The sequence below is a fragment of the Rhizomonospora bruguierae genome (assembly GCF_018397995.1).
GTDB lineage: Bacteria > Actinomycetota > Actinomycetes > Mycobacteriales > Micromonosporaceae > Rhizomonospora > Rhizomonospora bruguierae.
This window is the reverse complement of sequence record NZ_BBQH01000096.1, coordinates 1-18,081: the sequence shown is the minus strand read 5'-3', so window position 1 is coordinate 18,081 and position 18,081 is coordinate 1. Positions and strand designations below refer to the sequence as shown.

15 protein-coding genes and 1 pseudogene are annotated in these 18,081 nt (G+C 75.9%); 11 read left to right on the top strand and 5 right to left on the bottom strand.

The window, feature by feature from the left end; all coding sequences use genetic code 11:
- On the bottom strand, nt 1–677 hold a 677-nt coding region (locus KJS59_RS29210; protein WP_213456968.1), incomplete at its 3' end, for a CBS domain-containing protein.
- Between the two features lie 187 nt (nt 678–864).
- On the opposite strand from KJS59_RS29210, the gene KJS59_RS29205 reads away from it, so the two are divergent.
- The 5 genes from KJS59_RS29205 (at nt 865) to KJS59_RS31595 (ending at nt 5,601) form a co-directional block, all read left to right on the top strand.
- A complete protein-coding gene (locus tag KJS59_RS29205; RefSeq protein WP_249715093.1) occupies nt 865–3,591 on the top strand; it encodes a bifunctional acetate--CoA ligase family protein/GNAT family N-acetyltransferase in 2,727 nt (908 codons plus the stop codon).
- Complete coding sequence (locus KJS59_RS29200) at nt 3,588–4,451, top strand: universal stress protein (RefSeq protein ID WP_213456966.1); 864 nt, start codon at nt 3,588–3,590, stop codon at nt 4,449–4,451. The genes KJS59_RS29205 and KJS59_RS29200 overlap by 4 nt, the downstream gene beginning before the upstream one ends.
- Before the next feature lie 87 nt (nt 4,452–4,538).
- The gene (locus KJS59_RS29195; protein WP_213456964.1) at nt 4,539–4,781 is read left to right on the top strand and encodes a hypothetical protein; all 243 of its coding nucleotides are present in this window, start codon (nt 4,539–4,541) and stop codon (nt 4,779–4,781) included.
- A gap of 80 nt (nt 4,782–4,861) precedes the next feature.
- The gene (locus tag KJS59_RS29185) at nt 4,862–5,503 is read left to right on the top strand and encodes a radical SAM protein (protein ID WP_249715091.1); all 642 of its coding nucleotides are present in this window, start codon (nt 4,862–4,864) and stop codon (nt 5,501–5,503) included.
- Nucleotides 5,458–5,601: a hypothetical protein gene (locus KJS59_RS31595; protein ID WP_249715089.1), complete on the top strand. Its 144-nt coding sequence runs from the start codon at nt 5,458–5,460 to the stop codon at nt 5,599–5,601. The genes KJS59_RS29185 and KJS59_RS31595 overlap by 46 nt, the downstream gene beginning before the upstream one ends.
- Before the next feature lie 26 nt (nt 5,602–5,627).
- On the opposite strand, the gene KJS59_RS29180 is transcribed toward KJS59_RS31595, so the two are convergent.
- The gene (locus KJS59_RS29180; RefSeq protein ID WP_213456961.1) at nt 5,628–6,092 is read right to left on the bottom strand and encodes a cyclic nucleotide-binding domain-containing protein; all 465 of its coding nucleotides are present in this window, start codon (nt 6,090–6,092) and stop codon (nt 5,628–5,630) included.
- 184 nt (nt 6,093–6,276) lie between these two features.
- On the opposite strand from KJS59_RS29180, the gene KJS59_RS29175 reads away from it, so the two are divergent.
- Nucleotides 6,277–8,019, top strand: a complete 1,743-nt coding sequence (locus KJS59_RS29175; protein ID WP_376771295.1) for a sensor histidine kinase — start codon at nt 6,277–6,279, stop codon at nt 8,017–8,019.
- 58 nt (nt 8,020–8,077) lie between these two features.
- Here KJS59_RS29175 and KJS59_RS29170 read toward each other — a convergent pair whose 3' ends face one another.
- Nucleotides 8,078–8,716 (bottom strand): response regulator, encoded by a 639-nt coding sequence (locus KJS59_RS29170; protein WP_213456960.1) that lies wholly within the window; start codon nt 8,714–8,716, stop codon nt 8,078–8,080.
- A gap of 191 nt (nt 8,717–8,907) precedes the next feature.
- Between KJS59_RS29170 and KJS59_RS29165 the strand changes: the two genes are divergently transcribed.
- The 3 genes from KJS59_RS29165 to KJS59_RS29155 are packed head-to-tail and all read left to right on the top strand — an operon-like array spanning nt 8,908 to nt 11,809.
- On the top strand, nt 8,908–9,966 hold the full coding sequence (locus tag KJS59_RS29165) for an Acg family FMN-binding oxidoreductase (protein ID WP_213456958.1): 1,059 nt from the start codon (nt 8,908–8,910) through the stop codon (nt 9,964–9,966).
- Nucleotides 9,967–9,993: 27 nt separating this feature from the next.
- Nucleotides 9,994–10,827 (top strand): universal stress protein, encoded by an 834-nt coding sequence (locus KJS59_RS29160; RefSeq protein ID WP_213456956.1) that lies wholly within the window; start codon nt 9,994–9,996, stop codon nt 10,825–10,827.
- Between the two features lie 19 nt (nt 10,828–10,846).
- Nucleotides 10,847–11,809 (top strand): Acg family FMN-binding oxidoreductase, encoded by a 963-nt coding sequence (locus tag KJS59_RS29155; protein ID WP_213456954.1) that lies wholly within the window; start codon nt 10,847–10,849, stop codon nt 11,807–11,809.
- Here KJS59_RS29155 and KJS59_RS29150 read toward each other — a convergent pair.
- Nucleotides 11,806–12,495 (bottom strand): cation-transporting P-type ATPase, encoded by a 690-nt coding sequence (locus KJS59_RS29150; RefSeq protein ID WP_213456952.1) that lies wholly within the window; start codon nt 12,493–12,495, stop codon nt 11,806–11,808. The two genes, KJS59_RS29155 and KJS59_RS29150, sit on opposite strands and share 4 nt — an antisense overlap.
- 127 nt (nt 12,496–12,622) lie before the next feature.
- On the opposite strand from KJS59_RS29150, the gene KJS59_RS29145 reads away from it, so the two are divergent.
- Nucleotides 12,623–15,061, top strand: coding sequence for a glycoside hydrolase family 65 protein (locus tag KJS59_RS29145; protein WP_213456950.1), 2,439 nt, complete (start codon nt 12,623–12,625; stop codon nt 15,059–15,061).
- Nucleotides 15,062–15,074: 13 nt separating this feature from the next.
- Here the strand turns inward: KJS59_RS29145 and KJS59_RS29140 are convergent.
- Nucleotides 15,075–16,911, bottom strand: a pseudogene (locus KJS59_RS29140) (heavy metal translocating P-type ATPase).
- 327 nt (nt 16,912–17,238) lie between these two features.
- Here KJS59_RS29140 and KJS59_RS29135 point away from each other — a divergent pair.
- Complete coding sequence (locus KJS59_RS29135) at nt 17,239–17,904, top strand: DUF305 domain-containing protein (RefSeq protein WP_213456948.1); 666 nt, start codon at nt 17,239–17,241, stop codon at nt 17,902–17,904.
- The last annotated feature ends 177 nt before the right edge of the window (nt 17,905–18,081 follow it).

Genomic DNA, 18,081 nt, shown 5'->3' with positions numbered 1-18,081 from the left:
AAGATCGGTCCGGCGGCGGCGACCCGGGTGTCGTCGAACTCGAAGGCCAGCCGGTCCGTGACGTGCACGACGCCCGGCACCGCGTAGGCGAGCCTGGCCGCGATGCGGGCGGTGCTGAGGCGGTCGACCTGGCCGTCGAGGGTGACGACGCCGTCGCGGACCCGGACCACGACCGTGCCGTCCTCGACGAACAGCACCTTGCGCAGGACCTCGGTGACCACGTCGGCGCGGATGTCCTCGTCCGGGCGCCGGAAGACCTTCAGCAGGTCGGTCCGGGACACGATGCCCTGAAGCCGGCCGATGTCGTTGATGACCGGGAGCCGCTTGACCCGCTCGTCGTCCATCAGTTTGGCGGCGGTCGCCAGCAACGTGCTGGGCGGAACGGTGATGGCCGGCGCGGTCATCAACTGCTCGGCCACGCAGGCCGCGGCGTTGGCGCGCAGGGCCCGGCCGCGCCGCCCCGCGAACACCTTGCGCTCGGGCCGGCCGGTCAACTCGACCTTGGCCAGCAGGTCGGACTCGGACACCACGCCCCGCACCCGGTCGAAGTCGTCGATCACCGGCACCGCGCTGATCCGGTGCTCGGCCAGCAGGTCCACGATCTCCCGGTAGGGGGTGTCCCCGCGGACCGCGATGACGTCGGTGGTCATGACGTCCCTCACCTGCCACTGCTTCATGACGGCTCGCCTCCTTCTCGGCTGGACGCCGACCGTCCGGTGTGGACGTCGCTCGCCACCGTCACCCTCACGGTAGGCCGGCCGCGACGGTGCCCAGCAGGGCCGACCGGCCCGCGCGGGCGGGCGTACCGGCCCTGGGAGGAACCGCGCGCGCGGTGTGTGCTGAGGAGGTACGGAGGGAGCTACCGTGACCGTGCAGACGACACCCACCGTCGACGCGCTGACCGCGGACGGCGCGATCATGCGGATCCGCCCGGCCGGCCCCGCGGACCGGGACCGGCTGACCCGGCTCTACCGGAGCGCCTCACCGGACAGCCTGGTGATGCGGTTCTTCGCCGCCCCCGGCGAGCGCGTCCTCGACGCGGAGGTCGAGCGGGTGTGCCGGCGGGCCACGCCCGCGCACCGCGCCTTCGTCGGCGAACTCGGCGGCCGGATCGTGGGCGTGGCCTCGTACGAGCGCGACGCCGAGCCGAGCCGCGCCGAGTTCGCCGTGTTCGTCGCCGAGGGATACCGCCACCGGGGCATCGGTACCCTCCTGCTGGAGCATCTAACGGCCGCGGCCCGCGCCGCCGGCGTGACCGAGGTGACCGGCGACGTGCTGCCGGGCAACGCCGCCATGCTGCGGGTGGCCCGGGACCTGTCGCCGCGCGCCCGGTCGCGCCTGGCGGACGGGGTGGTCGGCCTGGACCTGCCGACCGGCGCCGCCGCGGCGGAACTGGATGCCGCCGACGCCCGCAACCGGGTGGCCGCGCGCGCCTCGCTGCGCCCGCTGCTGTCCCCCCGCTCGGTGGCCGTGGTCGGCGCCGGCCGCACGCCGCGCGGGGTCGGCCACGAGACGCTGTGCGCCCTGGCCCGGTACGGCTTCGCCGGCCCGCTGTACGCGGTGAACCCGCACGCCACAGTGATCGCGGGCGTCCCGGCGTACCCGCTGCTCTCGGCGATCCCCGAGCCGGTGGACCTGGCCGTCATCGCCGTGCCGGCCGCCGACGTGCCGGCCGCGGTCCGCGACGCCGCCGCGGCCGGGGTGCGCGCCGCCGTGATCCTGACCGCCGGGGACGGCGACCCGGGCGAGGGCCGCCCGGGCGAGGCGGGCACGGGCGAAGCCGGCACGGGTGAGGGCGGGGTGGCCGCGCCGCAGGAGTTGGTCCGGGTGGCCCGCGAGCACGGCATGCGGCTCGTCGGGCCGAACAGCGTCGGCGTGCTGAACACCGACCCCGGCGTCCGCCTGGCGGCGGCGTTCGCCCCGGGGCCGCCGTCGGCCGGTGGGCTGGCGGTCGCCTCGCAGTCCGGCGCGGTCGGCATCGCGCTGCTGGCCGGTGCGCGGCGCGCGGGCTGCGGGGTCTCCACCTTCGTCTCGCTCGGCGACAAGGCGGACGTGAGCGGCAACGACCTGATCGCCTACTGGCACGACGACCCGTCCACCCGCGCGGTCGCCCTGTACCTCGAGTCGTTCGGCAACCCGCGCCGGTTCGCCCGCCTGGTGCGCGGGCTGGCCCGCCGCAAGCCGGTACTGGCGGTCAAGAGCGGGCGGCCCGTGGTGGGAGCCGGCGGGGCCCTGCCGGAAGCCGCGCTGGAGACGCTGTTCGCCCAGGCCGGGGTGATCCGCGTGGACACCCTGGGCGACCTGCTCGACGCCGCCCGCCTGGTCACCGACCAGCCGCTGCCGCGCGGCACCCGGCTGGGCATCGTGGGCAACGCCGGCGGCGTCAACGCGCTCGCCGCGGACGCCGCGGTGGCCGCCGGCCTGACCGTGGCGCCGCTGAGCGCGGCGGTCCGGGAACGCCTGGCCGCACCGGTGCCGGGGCCGGCCCGCCGGGAGAACCCGGTGGACCTGGGCGCCGGGGCGGGTCCGGCGCACCTGCTGGCCGCGACCCGCGCGCTGGTGGCCGGCGGCGAACTGGACGCGCTCCTGGTCGTGCTGGCCGCCACCCTCACGAACGACGTGCCGGCCATGCTGGCGGCGGTCGCGCCCGTGCTGGACGCCCACCCGGAGCTGCCCGCCGCGGCCGTCGTCCTGGGCGTGCCCGAACCGCCGGTCACGCTCGCGGAGCGCCGGGTGCCGGTCTTCGACCTGCCGGAGCGGGCGGCCCGCGGCCTCGGGCACGCCGCCCGGTACGCCGCCTGGCTGCGCGAGCCGGCCGGCACGGTGCCCCGGCTGTCCGCTGTGGACCCCACGGCCGCCCGCGCGGCGGTGACCGAGGGGCTCGCCCACGGCGGCGGCTGGCAGCGGCACTCCCGGCTGGCCCGGATCCTCGGCGCGTACGGCATCTCGCTGCTGGTCACCCGGGCCGCCGCCACCGAGTCCCACGCGGTCATCGTGGCCGACGAGGTGGGCTACCCGGTCGCGCTCAAGGTCGGCAACCCGGCGCTGGCGCAGAAGAGCGACATCGGCGTGCACCTGAACCTGCGCACGCCGGCCGAGGTGCGCGCCGCGTACCGGGCGGTGGCCCGCGCCACCGGTGCCGCCCACCCGCCGGTCCTGGTCCAGCCGATGGCGCACGGCCAACTGGAGCTGGTCGCCGGGGTGGTGCACGACCCGCTGTTCGGCTCCCTGGTGACGATGGGCCTCGGCGGGGTGCCCACCGACCTGCTCGGCGACCGGGCCGTGCGACTCACCCCGCTGACCACATTGGACGCCTCCCGGATGTGGCGGTCGCTGCGCGGCGCCCCGCTGCTGACCGGGTACCGCGGCGCGCCGCCGGTGGACACCGCGGCGGTCGAGGACCTGCTGCTGCGCCTCGGCCGGCTCGCCGCGGACCTGCCGGAGGTGGCCGAGCTGCGCCTGAGCCCGATCCTCGCCGGCCCGAACGCCGTGGTGGCCGTGGACGCCAAGCTGCGCCTGGCCCCCGTCGATGCCGAGCCGGACCCCACCGTGCGGGCCCTGAACCCGCCGTCCGCGAAGGAGTTGCCATGAACGCCTACCCCATCGTTGTCGGGTACGACGGATCCACCAGCGCTCGTGCGGCACTGGCCTGGGCGCTCGACGAGGCGGAGCGCAGCGGCGCCCCGGTGCGCCTGGTGCACGCGTTCGAGTGGGTCGCCTCCGTCACGCCCCTCGCGCCGGCCGTGCCGGTCTGGCCGGACCCGGACGCCCGCGCCGACGCCGAATCCGTGCTGGCCAACGCGGTCGAGGACGCCGCCGCGACGCACCCCGGCGTCACGGTCACCACCTCGGTGCACAGTGGGGCGGCCGCGCCGCTGCTGATCGACCTCAGCGCGCAGGCCCGCCTGGTCGTACTGGGCAGCCGCGGGCACGGCGGCTTCGGCGAGCTGCTGGTCGGCTCGACGACCGTGAACGTGACGGCGCACGCGCACAGCCCGGTCGTGGTGGTGCGCGGCGGGTCCGGCACGGGGCACGTCATCGCGGGTGTGGACCACTCCGAGCAGTCCCACCTGGCCCTGGACTTCGCGGCCGAGCAGGCGGCGGCGCGCGGTGTGCCGCTGCACGTGCTGCGGGCGTGGACGCCACCCTCGCCGCGGCGCTCCGTCGGCGATCCGGACGCGGTCGAGCGCGACCTGGCCGCGGAGCGGGCGGCGGTCGAGCAGTTGGTGGCGCCGTACCGCAGCAAGTACCCGCAGGTCACCATCACGGTCGAGGTCGTCGCCGACCGGCCGGCCCGGGCCCTGCTGGCCGCCGCCCGGCACGCCGGACTGGTGGCGGTGGGCTCCCGCGGCCGCGGCGGCTTCACCGGCCTGCTGCTCGGCTCGGTCAGCCAGCAACTGCTGCACCACGCGCCGTGCCCGGTGGCGGTGGTGCGCGGAGGGCGCGGGTAGACCCACGGAGGGCTCCTCCGCCCGGGACTTCCGACCCTACGGGGGCACCCGCCGGCCAGCAGGCTCGAAGTGAGGCGAGGAGGCGAGATGACCATCACGATGACGCGCGACGCGGCCGACCTGGCGCCGTGGCGGGGCCTGCGCGGCGACGCCTGGCGGGAACGGATCGACGTGGCCGCCTTCGTGCGGGACAACTACACCCCGTACGAGGGCGGCCCCGACTTCCTGGCCGGCCCGACCGAGCGCACGACGGCACTGTGGAACCAGCTTCGCACCATGTTCGTCGAGGAGCGGCGGCGCGGCGTCTACGGGTCTCCGGGTACGCGGTGAACTTCGTCCGGCTCACCCCGGAGCAGCAGCGGGACGTTATCTCGCGCACGTTCCACGGATCGCTGTGACGCGGTGCCGCCGTGCCGGAGAACGCGGGCGCCGTCCACTCCTGGGACATCTCCACCGGGGTGGACGGCCCCGGCACCCGGTTCGTGGCGTTCCTGGCCGGCTGCCCGCTGCGCTGCCAGTACTGCCACAGCCCGGACACCTGGTACCGGCGCAGCGGGCAGCGGATGGGCGCCGGCGACCTGGTGGACCTGATCGGCCGCTACCGGCGGTTCATCGGCGTCGCCGGCGGTGGGGTGACGCTCAGCGGCGGCGAGCCGCTGCACCAGCCCCGCTTCGCCGGCGAGGTGCTGCGCCGGTGCCACGACGACCTCGGCCTGCACACCGCCATGGACACCTCCGGCTTCCTCGGCGACCGGGCCGACGACCGCCTGCTCGCCGCCACCGACCTGGTGCTGCTGGACCTCAAGTCGTGGGACCCGGCCACCTACCGGCGGGTGACCCGTACCGGCGACATCGCCCCCACGCTGCGCTTCGCCCGCCGCCTCGACGACCTCGGCAAGCCGATGTGGGTACGGTTCGTCCTCGTGCCCGGCCTGACCGACGCGCCGGCCAACGTGGCCGGGTCGCCGGGTTCGTCGCCGGACTGTCCACCGTGGAGCGGGTCGAGGTGCTGCCGTTCCACCGGCTGGGCGCGCACAAGTGGGCCGAACTGAACCTGCCATTCCCGCTGCGGCAGACCGAACCGCCCGGCCCGGACGCCGTCGAACGGGCGCGGGCGGCCTTCCGGGCGGCCGGCGTCACCGCGCTCTGAGCCACCCCACCGGACCGCGCGCCGGCTCAGTAGCCGTACAGGTCCACCAGGCGGACCCGGGCGACCTGCAACCGGTCGGCCACGACGCGCAGGAACCGGCTGGTCAGGTCGTACCCGAACGCCGGCTCCTGGGCCATCATCGCGCGCACGCCGGCCGCCTCGAACTCCACCACCGCGGTCAGCTCCGCCGCCACCGCGCCGAAGTGCCAGCGGTACGGCGGGAACAGCCAGGACCAGCCGATCACGCCGGTCCGGCCGATCGCCTCGATGACCACGTCGCCCCGGCCGGGGACGTGCAGGTCCACCGCGACGGTGCCCGAGCGCACCAGCCAGAACCGGTCCGCGAGGCCGTCGGCGTGGAACAGCCGGTTCCCGGCGGGGCGCACCGCCGGGTGACCGTGCAGCGCCAGCCGGGACAGCCAGGGCCCGGGCATCCCGGCCAGGAATGGCTGCTCGGCCAGCAGGTCGAGGGTGTTGCGGGACGTCTTCATCGCCGGCTCCTCCCGCCGTCGGCGCCTGGTACTCGTCCGTCCATGCCACCGCCCTGGGCGGGTCGCCGTCCAGGGGCAAAGGTCCCGTGGTCGCGGGTCGGGCCGGCGGTACCATCGCCGCGTGACCGAGCCACCACCGCCACCCCCGGAGCCGGCCGAGGCGTTCACGCCGCCGTCCCTGGGCATCGGGCCGCTGTCCCGGGTCCGGCTGGACGAACTGCTCCAGGAGATGCTGGACCGGGTCGGCGAGGTGGTGGCGAGCCGGGAGCGGCTGCGCGCGCTGCTGGACGCGGTCGTGGGGCTGAGCACCGACCTGGCCCTGCACGGCACGCTCGAACGCATTGTGCAGGCGGCGTGCCGGCTGGCCGGCGCCCGGTACGGCGCCCTGGGGGTCATCGGCCCGGACCGGCGGCTGGTGGAATTCGTCACACACGGCATCGACCCGCACACCCGGCACCTGATCGGTGACCCGCCGCACGGCCGCGGCGTGCTGGGCCTGCTGATCGAGGACCCGCGCCCGGTGCGGATGCCGGACATCACCCGGCACCCGCAGTCCTACGGCTTCCCGCCGAACCACCCGCCGATGCACAGCTTCCTCGGCACCCCGATCCGCATCCGCGACCAGGTCTTCGGCAACCTGTACCTGGCCGAGAAGCGGGACGGGACCGAGTTCACCGAGGACGACGAGGAGATCGTGGTCGCGCTCGCCGCCGCGGCCGGCGTGATCATCCAGAACGCGCGGCTGTTCGCGGTGGCGCACCGCCGGGAGCGGTGGCTGGCCGCCACCGCCGAGATCACCGGGGTGCTGCTGGGCGAGGTGCGCCGCACCGACGCGCTGCGGCTGATCGCCCGGCGGGCCCGCGAGGTCGCCGAGGCCGACCTCGCGCTGGTGCTGCTCTACGACGACGAGGCGGGCCGCTTCACCGTCGAGGCCGCCGACGCCGCCGACTCCCCCGACCCCGCGGGCGGCGGGGCGACCACCGGCGGGGCACCCCTGGGCGGGGCGACCAGCGGCGAGCTGACCGGCCGGGAGCTGACCGGCGCCGTGCTGGCCGCGACGGAGACCGCGTTCGTGGAGCCGGCGACGCAGCGCCGGCGGGCCGTGATCGAGAGCCTGGCCAAGGCGGCGCCGTGGCCGGTGCCGGTGACGAGCGGGCCGGCGTTCGTCGCGCCGCTGGTCGGCGGGCAGACGCTGCACGGCGTGCTGGTCGTGGGCTTCCCGGCCGGCCAGACGTCCGGCACGCCCGAGGACGCGACGCTGCTGGAGACGTTCGCCGGGCAGGCGGCGCTGGCCCTGGAGCGCGCCCAGGCGCAGGAGGAGCGGGAACTGCTGGTGGTCCTGGAGGACCGAGAGCGCATCGCCCGGGACCTGCACGACGTGGTCATCCAGCGGCTGTTCGCGATGGGGCTGCACCTGCAGACCGTGGCCCCCCGGGTGGCCCGGCTGGACGTGCAGGAGCGCATCCAGGCCACGGTCGACGACCTGGACGCCACGATCCGGGATATCCGGCGGGCCATCTTCGAACTGCGCACGCCGGTGACCGCCGCGCTGCGCACCGAGATCCGCGACCTGGTGGCCGGCGCCACGTCGGGGCTGGGCTTCCGGCCGGCGCTGGAGATGTCCGGCCCGATCGACAGCGCCGTCCCCGACGCCCTGCGCCCCGACCTGCTCGCCGTGCTGAACGAGGCGCTGTCCAACGTCGTCCGGCACGCGCACGCCGCGCGGGTGGAGGTCACGGCGGCGGTGGCGGACGGCTGGCTCACGCTGGGCGTGGCCGACGACGGGGTGGGCACCGACCCGACCGCGGCGCGCGGTGGGCTGGTCAACATGCGCGAGCGCGCCGAGCGGCACGGCGGCTCGGTCGAGATCCGCCCCGGCGACCAGGGCGGCACGACCGTCGTCTGGCGGGCCCCGCTGCGCGACTGACCGGCGCGGGAGCCGGCCCGCGCCGGGGCGGCGGCGCGGGCGGCGGCGGCGGGGAGGGTCAGTGGCGCTCGCCGAGCAGGCGGGTGGCCAGCACCGCCGCCTGGGTGCGCCGCTCCAGGCCCAGCTTCGCCAGCAGGCTGGAGACGTAGTTCTTCACGGTCTTCTCGGCCAGGAACATCTTCCCGGCGATCTCCCGGTTGGTCAGCCCCTCGGCCACGTACTCCAGGATCCGCCGCTCCTGCTCGGTCAGCGCCTTCAACTCCGGCGGCTGCTCCACCCCGTGCCGGATCCGCTCCAGCACCCGCTGGGTGACCGCCGGGTCCAGCAGCGACTGCCCGGCCGCGACCCGGCGCACCGCGTCCACCAGGTCGGTGCCCCGGATCTGCTTCAGCACGTAGCCGGCGGCGCCCGCCATGATCGCGGCGAACAGCGCCTCGTCGTCCTCGTAGGAGGTGAGGATCAGGCCCTTGATGGACGGGTCAACGGCCCGCACGTCGCGGCACACGTCGATGCCGTTGCCGTCCGGAAGCCGGGCGTCCAGCACCGCCACGTCGGGACGCAGCGCGGGTATACGCCGGGTCGCCTCCTGCGCGGACCCCGAGTCGCCCACCACCTCGATCCCGCCGGCGCTCTGTAACAGGTCGGCCAGGCCGCGGCGGACCACCTCATGGTCGTCGAGCAGGAAGACGCGAATCACCCCCCAGTTTTACCCCGGACGGGTGCGATCCACCTAGGCCGAAAGTCCCTTCCGCGCGTCGCGGCCCCTGGGCGGGGCGATAAGGGTCCATTGGCCCTGCCCCCGGAGGGCCTCCGTGACGGAGCGTAGAGGGTGCGTACCGGCACGCGGGGACACACACTTCCCAGACCGAATCCGGCAGGAGGCGCACGATGACGACCAGCCACACCCCCCGCGCGGTGGCGGACCCGACCGTGCGGATCCCGACCACCCCGACCATCGAAGCCCCGACAGCGCAGGCCCCGACCAGGCAGGCCCTGGGCGCCGCCGCCCGGGCCGCGCTGCGCGCCCCCTCGGTGTTCAACACCCAGCCGTGGCGCTGGCTCGTCGGGCCCGGCCCGGTGCTGACGCTGCGCGCCGACACCAACCGGCACCTGGTCACGACCGACCCGGACGGCCGGCTGCTGCTGATCAGTTGCGGCGCCGCGCTGCACCACGCCCGGGTCGCGCTGGCCGCCGCCGGGCACGCCGCCGAGGTCGTCCGCCTCCCCGACCCGACGGATCCGGACCTGCTGGCGACGATCACCGTCACCGGGCGCCGCGATCCGACCCCGGCCGACGCCGCGCTGGCCGCCGCGATCCCCCGGCGGCGGACCGACCGGCGCGCCTTCGGCGACGAGCCGGTGCCGGCCGACACCCTGCGCCGGCTGCGCGCCGCCGTCGAGGCGCAGGGCACCTCCCTGCACGAGGTGCGCATCGACCAGATGCCGATGCTGTCGGTGGTCACCGCGGAGGCCGCCCGGGCCGAACTGGCCGACCCCGCCTACCGGGCCGAACTGGCCCGCTGGACGAACCGGCCGCCGGGCAGCCGGGACGGGGTGCCGGCCGCCTCCGCGGTACCCCAGGCGCCGCGCCGGGTACAGGTCCGGGACCACGCGGTGGGCGGCACCCCCGGGCTGCCGGTCGGCGCCGGCTTCGACCTGGGCGCCACCTACGCGGTCCTGTTCGGCCGTGCCGACGGCGCCCGGGACTGGCTGGCCGCCGGCGAGGCGCTCTCCGCGCTGCTGCTGACCGCCGTGGCGCACGGGCTGGCCACCGCGCCGCTGAGCGACCCGATCGAGCTGGACTGGCCGCGCCGGCTGATGCGCGACCTGCTCGCCGGCGTCGGCGAGCCGTACCTGGTGGTCCGGCTCGGCATCCCGCTCGGCGACGAGCCCCCGCCGCCGGTGCCCCGCCGCGACCCGGCGGACGTCATCGAGTACCTCACCTGAGCGAAGCGCGAGAAAGGGACGAAGACCGTGGGACGCATCGTCGCCGTGGGATGGGGCGGCGCGCACGCCGGCACCGCCCTGGCGTGGGCGCTGGCCGAGGCGGCCCGCCCCGGCAACCGGCTGCTGTTGTGCCACGCCTGCCCACCCTCCTCACCGCTGGCCGCCGCCGGTACCTCACCGCCGACCGCCCTGCTGGAACTGTCCGACCCGCCGCTGGCCCGGGCGGTCGCCGGGGCGCGCACCCGGCTCGGCGCCAACCGGGTCGACCTGCTGGTGCGCCCGTGCTCGCCGCGGTCCGTGCTGCTGGAGGGGGCCCAGGCGGCGGACCTACTGATCCTCGGTGAGCCGGGCGGCAACGGCGCGCTGACCCGCGACCTGACCGCCCGGGCGCCGTGCGCGGTCCTGGTGGCCCGCCCGACCCGCGGGCCGGCGGGACCGTTCGCCGGCCGGCTCGTGGTCGGCCTGGACGGCTCGGCGCCGGCCCGGGCGGCACTGGAGTTCGCGTTCGAACACGCCGACGCCTACCGGTGCGGCCTGGCCGCGGTCCACGTCGAGCCGGCCCGGGCGGTGGACGCCACCGCCGACGGCACCCCGCCGGACGCGGCCGGGTTCGAGCCGCTCGTCGAGGAGGTGGCGCCGTGGACGCACAAGTACCCGGAGGTGCCCGTGGCGTACGGGCTGTTCGCCGGCCGCCCGCTGCCCGGCCTGCTGCGCGCCACGGCCGGCGCCCGGCTGCTGCTGCTCGGCGACCACACCCGCGGCCCGGTCGCCCGCGCCCTGCTCGGCTCGGTCAGCGCGGGGGCGGTCCGGCGGGCCCCGTGCGCCACAGCGGTGGCCCGGGACTGGGAGCGGCGGCACTGACATGGATGGGAGCACGAGCATGACCACGACCGGCTACACGCGGACGGAACTCGACCGCGCGGTCGCGGCGGCGATCCGGGCGCCGTCGCTGCACAACAGCCAGCCCTGGCGGTTCCGGCTCCGGGACGGGGCGATCGAGGTGCTGCGGGACGGCGCGCGGCTCGTGCCGGTCGCGGACGGCAGCGGCTGGGCGGCCCGCATCGCGTGCGGCGCCGCGATCTACAACGCCCGGCTGGCGCTGGCCGTGGCCGGGCGGCCGGCGCTGGTCCGGCTGCGCCCCCGGCAGGACGAGCCGGACCTGATGGCCCGGCTGCTGCCCGCCGAGCCGGCCCCAGCCACGCCCGCCGAGCGGGACCTGCTCGCCGCCGTGCCGAACCGGCACAGCAACCGGGCGCCGTTCCTGCCCACCCCGGTACCCCCGGACGCCCGCCACCGGCTGCTGGAGGCCGCCCGCGCCGAGGGCTGCTGGCTCGACCTGATCATCGGACCGGTGCCGGTCGCCGCCCTCGCGGAACTCGCCTACAGCGCGCACCGGGTCCTCAACCGGGACCCGGCGTACGCCCGCGAACTGCTCAACTGGACCCGCACCGAGCCGGCCGACGACGGCGTACCGGTGGACGCCGGCGGCCCCAGCCCCGAACCGCACGACCTGTTGCCGGCCCGCGGCTTCGGCGACCGCCCGCGGCACCCCGGCCGGGACTTCGAGCCGGAGCCGCTGGTGGCGGTCCTCGGCGCCGCCGGGGACAGCCCCACGGACCAGTTGCAGGCCGGCCAGGCGCTGCAGCGGGTCCTGCTGACCGTCACCCGGGACGGGCTGGCCGTGTCGATGCTGTCCCAGCCGATCGAGGTGCCCGCCGCCCGGGAACAGTTGCGCCTGTCCCTCGGCCGGTTCGGCATCCCGCAGATGGTCATGCGCATCGGGTACGGCGCGCCGGGCCTGCCCACCCCCCGGCGCGGCGCCGCGCAGGTCACGGATGCCTAGGGGTGCGCCGCGGCGTCCCGGTCCGGCCGGAAGCGCCGCTTCGCGACCTCGGCGGCGGCGACGTAGAGCACGGTCAGGGCGGCCAGCGCCGCCAGCACCATCGGGCGCAGCCCGGTCAGGCCGAGCGGGCGCCCGATCGGGGTGTACGGGACCGCGATCGTGACCGCCACCAGGGACAGGCTCGTGAGCAGCAGCCTGCTCGCGGGTCTGCTGCGGTAGAAGGGCCGGTTGGTGCGCAGGACGAGCAGGTCCCCCGGGACCACCTCCTCGACCGGTACCGAGACCTCCCGGCCGTCCCGCCACGCCTCCACCCGCACCTGGACGCGGGCGAGCAGCGCGTCCACGGCGCGGCCGGCGGTGCGTTCCTGCCAGAAGCCCAGCGAGCCGCTGGCCAGGATGATGGCGAGGATGATCACCCCGTCCTGCACGTCGCCGAGCGCCATGGAGACGACGGTGGCGGCGGTGAGGATGAGGATGATGGGGCTGGTGAACTGGGCCAGCAGCAGCCGCAGCCCGCGATGCCGGTGCTCCGCCTCGACCCGGTTGGGGCCGGTCCGGCGCAGCCGCTGGGCGGCCTCGGCGGCCGGTAGCCCCCGTCCGTCCGTGCCCAGGCCGCGCAGCAGTTCGGCCGGGTCGGTGGACCAGAACGCCCCGGCCGGTCCGGTGGACTCGTGGTCCGCTGCCATCGCACCTCCCTCGCGCCTGGGCTACCCGGACGGGTCCGCTCGAATCGCCCGGACCGTTTGAGCGCGCGCGCCAGGGGCATCGCGCACCGAGACGTTTCGGGGCCGGATCGTGGGGCGAGGTGGGCCGGTGAGGGATGACGGCTGCGCCCTGTGCGCGGCGTCCCCGCCGCGCGAGTGGGTGCTCTCCTTTCAGGACAGCGACCCGGCCGCCGTGGGCACCCACGAGGCCCTGCTGGCGCTGGGGAACGGGTACGCGGCCACCCGGGGCGCGGCACCGGAGGCCGTGGCCGACTCGGTGAACTACCCCGGCACCTACGTCGCCGGCTTCTACAACCGCCTCACCTCCCGCGCCGAGAAGGGCCGGCGGGAGGACGAGAGCCTGGTCAACGTGCCGAACTGGCTGCCGGTGACGTTCCGGTCCGGCCGCGAGGGCACGGACGGCGAGGGCTGGTTCGGCGCGGATCGCGGAGCCCTGCTCCACGAGCACCTGGCGCTGGACCTGTACCGCGGCGTCCTGCAGCGCGAAGCCCTGGTGGACCGCGCGGGCCGGCGCACCCGGGTGCGGCAGCGCCGCCTGGTGTCGATGGCCGCGCCGCACGTGCTCGCCCTGGAGACCCGCCTCATCCCCGAGAACTGGACGGGGCCGCTGGAGGTGCGCTCGATCCTGGACGGCCGGGTCACCAACAGCAACTCCCGGGCCTTCCGCGGGCTGGCCAACCGGCACCTGACGGACCTGGAAACCGGCTCCGCCCGGGCCGACACGGTCTGGCTCACCGCCCGGACCACCGGGTCGATGCAGCGGGTGGCGCTGGCCGCCCGCACCCGGCTGTCCCGGCCCGGCGACCACCACTCCCGCCGAGCGGTCAACGAGCCCGGCGTGGTGGGTCACGACCTGCGGACCCACGTCGACGAGGGCGAGGAGGTGACCGTCGAGAAGGTCGCCACGATCTTCACCAGCCAGGACCGGGCGATCTACGAGCCGCGCTCCGCGGCCCTGGACGAACTCTGCGCGACCGGCGGGTTCGAGCAACTGGCCGGCGAGCAGGCCGACGCGTGGGCGCGGCTGTGGCAGCGCTTCCACCTGACCCTCGACGACGGTGGCGCCTCGAGCCTGGCCACCAACGTCAACCTGTTCCACCTGCTCCAGACGCTCTCCCCGCACACCGCCGGCCTCGACGTCGGGGTGCCCGCCCGCGGCCTGCACGGCGAGGGCTACCACGGGCACATCTTCTGGGACGAGCTGTACGTGTTCCCGTTCTTCAACCTGCGCTTCCCCGAGCTGACCCGGGCCCTGCTGCAGTACCGGCACCGGCGCCTGCCGCAGGCCCGGCGGCGGGCCACGGCCCTCGGCGCGCAGGGTGCGCTGTTCCCCTGGCAGAGCGGCAGCGACGGGCGGGAGCTGAGCCCGGCCCGGTCGCTGAACATCCGCACCGGCCACTGGATGCCGGACAACTCCAGCCGGCAGTACCACATCAACCTGGCCGTCGCGTACAACGTGTGGCGGTACTGGCAGACCACCGGCGATGTCGGGTTCCTGGCCACCTACGGCGCGGAGCTGATCACCGAGACGGCCCGCTTCTGGGCCAGCCTGGCCAGCTACGACCCCGCGTCCGACCGATACGACATCCGGGGCGTGATGGGCCCTGACGAGTTCCACGACGGGTACCCGGACCGCCCCGGCCGGGGCGTGGACAACAACGCCTACGTCAACGTGATGACCGCCTGGGTGCTGGCCCGGGCCGGCGACGTGCGCCAACTGCTCAGCCAGCACGAGGACGACCAGTTGTGGTACACGCCGCGGCTCAGCGACGACGAGCTGACCCGGTGGGAGCACATCTCCACCCGGCTGCGGCTGTGCTTCCTGCCCGGCGGCATCCTGGAACAGTTCGAGGGCTACCGCGACCTGGCGGAACTGGACTGGGACGGCTACCGGGCGCGTTACGGCGACCTCCAGCAGCTGGGCCACATCCTCGACGCGGAGAACGACAACACCAACCGGTACCGGGCGTCGAAGCAGGCCGACGTGCTCATGCTGCTGTACCTGTTCTCGTCCGAGGAGTTGGCCCGGCTGATCCACCGCCTGGGGTACGAGTTCGACCCGGCGACCATCCCGGCGACCGTCGACTACTACCTGGCCCGCACGAGCCACGGCTCCACGCTCAGCCGGGTCGCCCACGCCTGGGTGCTGGCCCGCACCGATCGGCGCCGGTCCTGGGACATGCTGCGCCAGGCCCTCAACGGCGACCTGGCCGACATCGAACCGGGCAGCACCCGGGAGGGCATCCACCTCGGCGCCACCGGCGGCGCCCTGGACATCCTCCAGCGCTGCTACACCGGCCTGGACACCCGCGACGACATGCTCTGGCTCGACCCCCAGCTGCCGGCCGAGCTGCCCGGACTGGACTTCGACATCCGCTACCGGGACCAGTGGATCACCATCCACATCGAACGGACGCGCCTGGTGCTGCGCCCGGCGGCGTGCGCCGGGCCGGTCGCGCGGCTCAACGTCCGCGGCGAGATCCACGAGCTGACGCCGGGCAGCACGCTCGTCGTCCCGCTGTCCTGACCCCCGTACCTCCTCAGGCCCCCGACGGGTGGCGCCGGCCCGCGCCGAGGGCGCGCAGGGCGTTGAGGATCACCAGGACGTCGATGCCCTCCTGGAGGATCGCGCCGGCGACCGGCGGCAGCCGGCCGGCGGCCGCGAAGCCCATCGCGACCACCGCCAACCCCATCCCGGCGGCCGCGCTCTGCACCGCGATGCGCCGGGCGTCCCGGGCCACCTCCACGGCGCCGGCGAGCAGGTCGAGACGGTCGGCGGTCAGCACCGCGTCGGCGATCTGGGTCGCGCCGGAGGCGCCGGTCGCGCCCATCGCCACACCCACGTCCGCGGCGGCGAGGGCGGGGGCGTCGTTGACCCCGTCGCCCACCATCACGGTCAGGCCGCGGGCAGACTCGGCGCGCACCCGCTCAACCTTCTGGTCGGGCTGGCAGCGGGCCCCCACGTCGTCCGCGCCGACCGTGGCGGCGATCCGGGCGGCGGCGGGCTCCCGGTCACCGGTGAGCAGCACGAGACGGTCGAACCCGGCCGCCCGCAACCGCTGGACCGTCCGCGGGGCATCGGGGCGCAGCGGGTCCCGCATCACCAGGGCGCCGGTGACCGCATCGTCCACCTTGACCCAGACCACCGTGGATCCCTCCGCCTCGGCCCGGCCCCGCACCTGCGCCGACCACGGCGGCGGCTCACCGGCGAGCTGACCCACCCGGACCACCTGCCCGTCGGCGCGGCCCGTGACCGCGACCCCCGGCTCCTCCGAGACGTCGCCCGCGGCCGGCGGACACACGTTCCGGTCCCGCGCCGCGGCGACGACCGCGGCGGCGAGCACATGCGGTGAGACCTGTTCGACCGCGGCGGCCAGGCGCAGAATCTCGTCCGGGTCGTGCTCCGGCGCGGCGACCACCTCCGCCACGCTGGGACGGCCCGCGGTGAGCGTGCCCGTCTTGTCCATCAGCAGGACGCGGGCCCGCCCCAGCGCCTCCAGCGAACCGCCGTCCCGGATCACCACCCCGCCGCGGGCGGCCCGGGACAGGCCGGCGACGATCGCGATCGGCGCGGCCAGGATCAGCGGGCACGGCGTGGCGACCACGAGCACCGCCACGGCCCGCACCAGGCGGCCCGACAGCGCCCACCCGAGGCCGCCGAGCACGAGCGTGAACGGCACGAACGCGGCCGCGTACCGGTCGGCCAGGCGCACCAGCGGCGCCTTGTGTTCGCTGGCCTCCTCCGCGAGGCGCACGATCCCCGCGTACGTGCTCTGCGACGCCGGCCTGGTGACCCGCAGCGCGAACGCCGAACCCCCGTTGACCACCCCGCTGGCCGCGGCCTCCCCCGCCGCACGCCGCACCGGTTGGGACTCTCCCGTCACCACCGACTCGTCCAGCACGGCGGCGTCCTCGAGCCGGCCGTCCGTCGGCACCACCTCGCCGGGGCCGACCACCAGCACGTCGTCCGGGCGCACCTCGTCCAGCGGCACGGTCTGCACGGCGCCGTGCTCGTCCCGCCGTCGGGCGGTACGCGGGGCGTGGCTGAGCAGCGCGCAGGTCCCGGGTGGCCCGCCGCCGGGCAAACTCCTCCAGGGCCCGCCCGGTCGCCACCATCACCGCCACGATCGCGCCGGCCAGGAACTCGCGCACGGCCAGCGCGCCACCCAGCGCCAGCACGGCGATGATGTCCACGCCGACCCGGTGCTGCCGCAGCGACCCGACCACCCCGGCCGCCGCGACCACCACCGTCACCAGGGTGACCGCCGCCCAGATCAGATCCGCGGTCAGGTGCTCGCCGGCCAGGTACACCGCCCCGCCGAGCGCCACCGCGGCCACGCTGCTGCCGAGCAGGAACCAGTACCGCCGGTCGGTCATCGGCGCTCAGCCCGGGCCGCGAAGGAGGTCTCCCCGCACCGCTACCGGTTACCGGCCGGCGCCCGGGATTAATCGGAGTTACGTCCACGTGATCCCCGCTCCGGTCCCCGGGCCTCGCCAGCCACCGCAGCCTTGGAGTTTTGCGGCCCGCCGTGCCCGTCGCGGGACTGATCCCCCGCACCGGAAGGGGTGGTTGGTGGCGGCTCGCCGTGGTTCGGCCCTTCGAGACGTCCGGTCGCGTCGCGAGCAAAACCGGCCTGAGGTCGTCCGGATGACTTCCGCGATTGCCGGCGGAGCGGCGCGGGGCCGACCGCTACCGTGGCCCGGGTGGTCCGTCACGGCCTGGCGGTGCGCGAACACGGGGTTCGGGCGACACGCGGCGCCGTGCTCGCCTGTCTCGCCGCGGCCGCCCTGTTACCCGCCGGATGCTCCGGATCCGGCGATCCGACCCCGCCGTCCCGAACGCGGGGCGCGTCCCGCGCGCCGATTGCCGGCACGTCCGCGTCGCCCGGCTTCTTCACCACCACGGACGTGTCGTTCGCGCAGAACATGATCCGGCACCACCGGCAGGCGGTCGAGATGGCGGATCTGGCCGAGACCAAGGCCGGCGCCCGCGAGGTGGCCGGGCTGGCCGGCCGGGTCCGGATGGCGCAGCAACCGGAGATCAGCCTCATGACCGACTTGCTGACCTCGTGGCACCGACCGGTGCCGCCCGCCGGCGGGAGCGACAGCGGGCACGGCGACCGGCCGGGAGACGCGCCGGGGACACTGAGCGGCGACGAGATCGCCCGCCTGAAGGCAGCAGCCACCGGCCGAGACTTCGACCGGCGCTTCCTGGAGATGATGGCCCGGCACGCCCAGGGCGCCATCTCGCTGGCCCGGGACGAGGTTGCCGCCGGCGGCAACCCCGCCGCGAAGGCCCGGGCGCGGCAGATCATCGCCAACCAGCGGGCCGAGATCGACGAGATGACCCGCTTGCTGGACCGCCTGTAAACTGGCGCCTCCGGATTCACGTGGGCCCCATCCGGCGCACGGCCGGGGAATGATCGGCGGCCCGGGGCCGTTGGACATCGTCCGCGCCCGAGCCGCACAGGCACCGCACGGCCGCCACCGGAGCGGAATGATCCGGGGGATCGCAGCCCCCACCGGGCCGGGAATGATCCAGCCCCC

Coding starts and splice junctions, on each gene's coding strand:
- KJS59_RS29200 (WP_213456966.1), top strand. CDS start 3,588: ATGAACGCCTACCCCATCGTTGTCGGGTACGACGGATCCACCAGCGCT.
- KJS59_RS29195 (WP_213456964.1), top strand. CDS start 4,539: ATGACCATCACGATGACGCGCGACGCGGCCGACCTGGCGCCGTGGCGG.
- KJS59_RS29180 (WP_213456961.1), bottom strand. CDS start 6,092: ATGAAGACGTCCCGCAACACCCTCGACCTGCTGGCCGAGCAGCCATTC.
- KJS59_RS29165 (WP_213456958.1), top strand. CDS start 8,908: ATGACGACCAGCCACACCCCCCGCGCGGTGGCGGACCCGACCGTGCGG.
- KJS59_RS29155 (WP_213456954.1), top strand. CDS start 10,847: ATGACCACGACCGGCTACACGCGGACGGAACTCGACCGCGCGGTCGCG.
- KJS59_RS29150 (WP_213456952.1), bottom strand. CDS start 12,495: ATGGCAGCGGACCACGAGTCCACCGGACCGGCCGGGGCGTTCTGGTCC.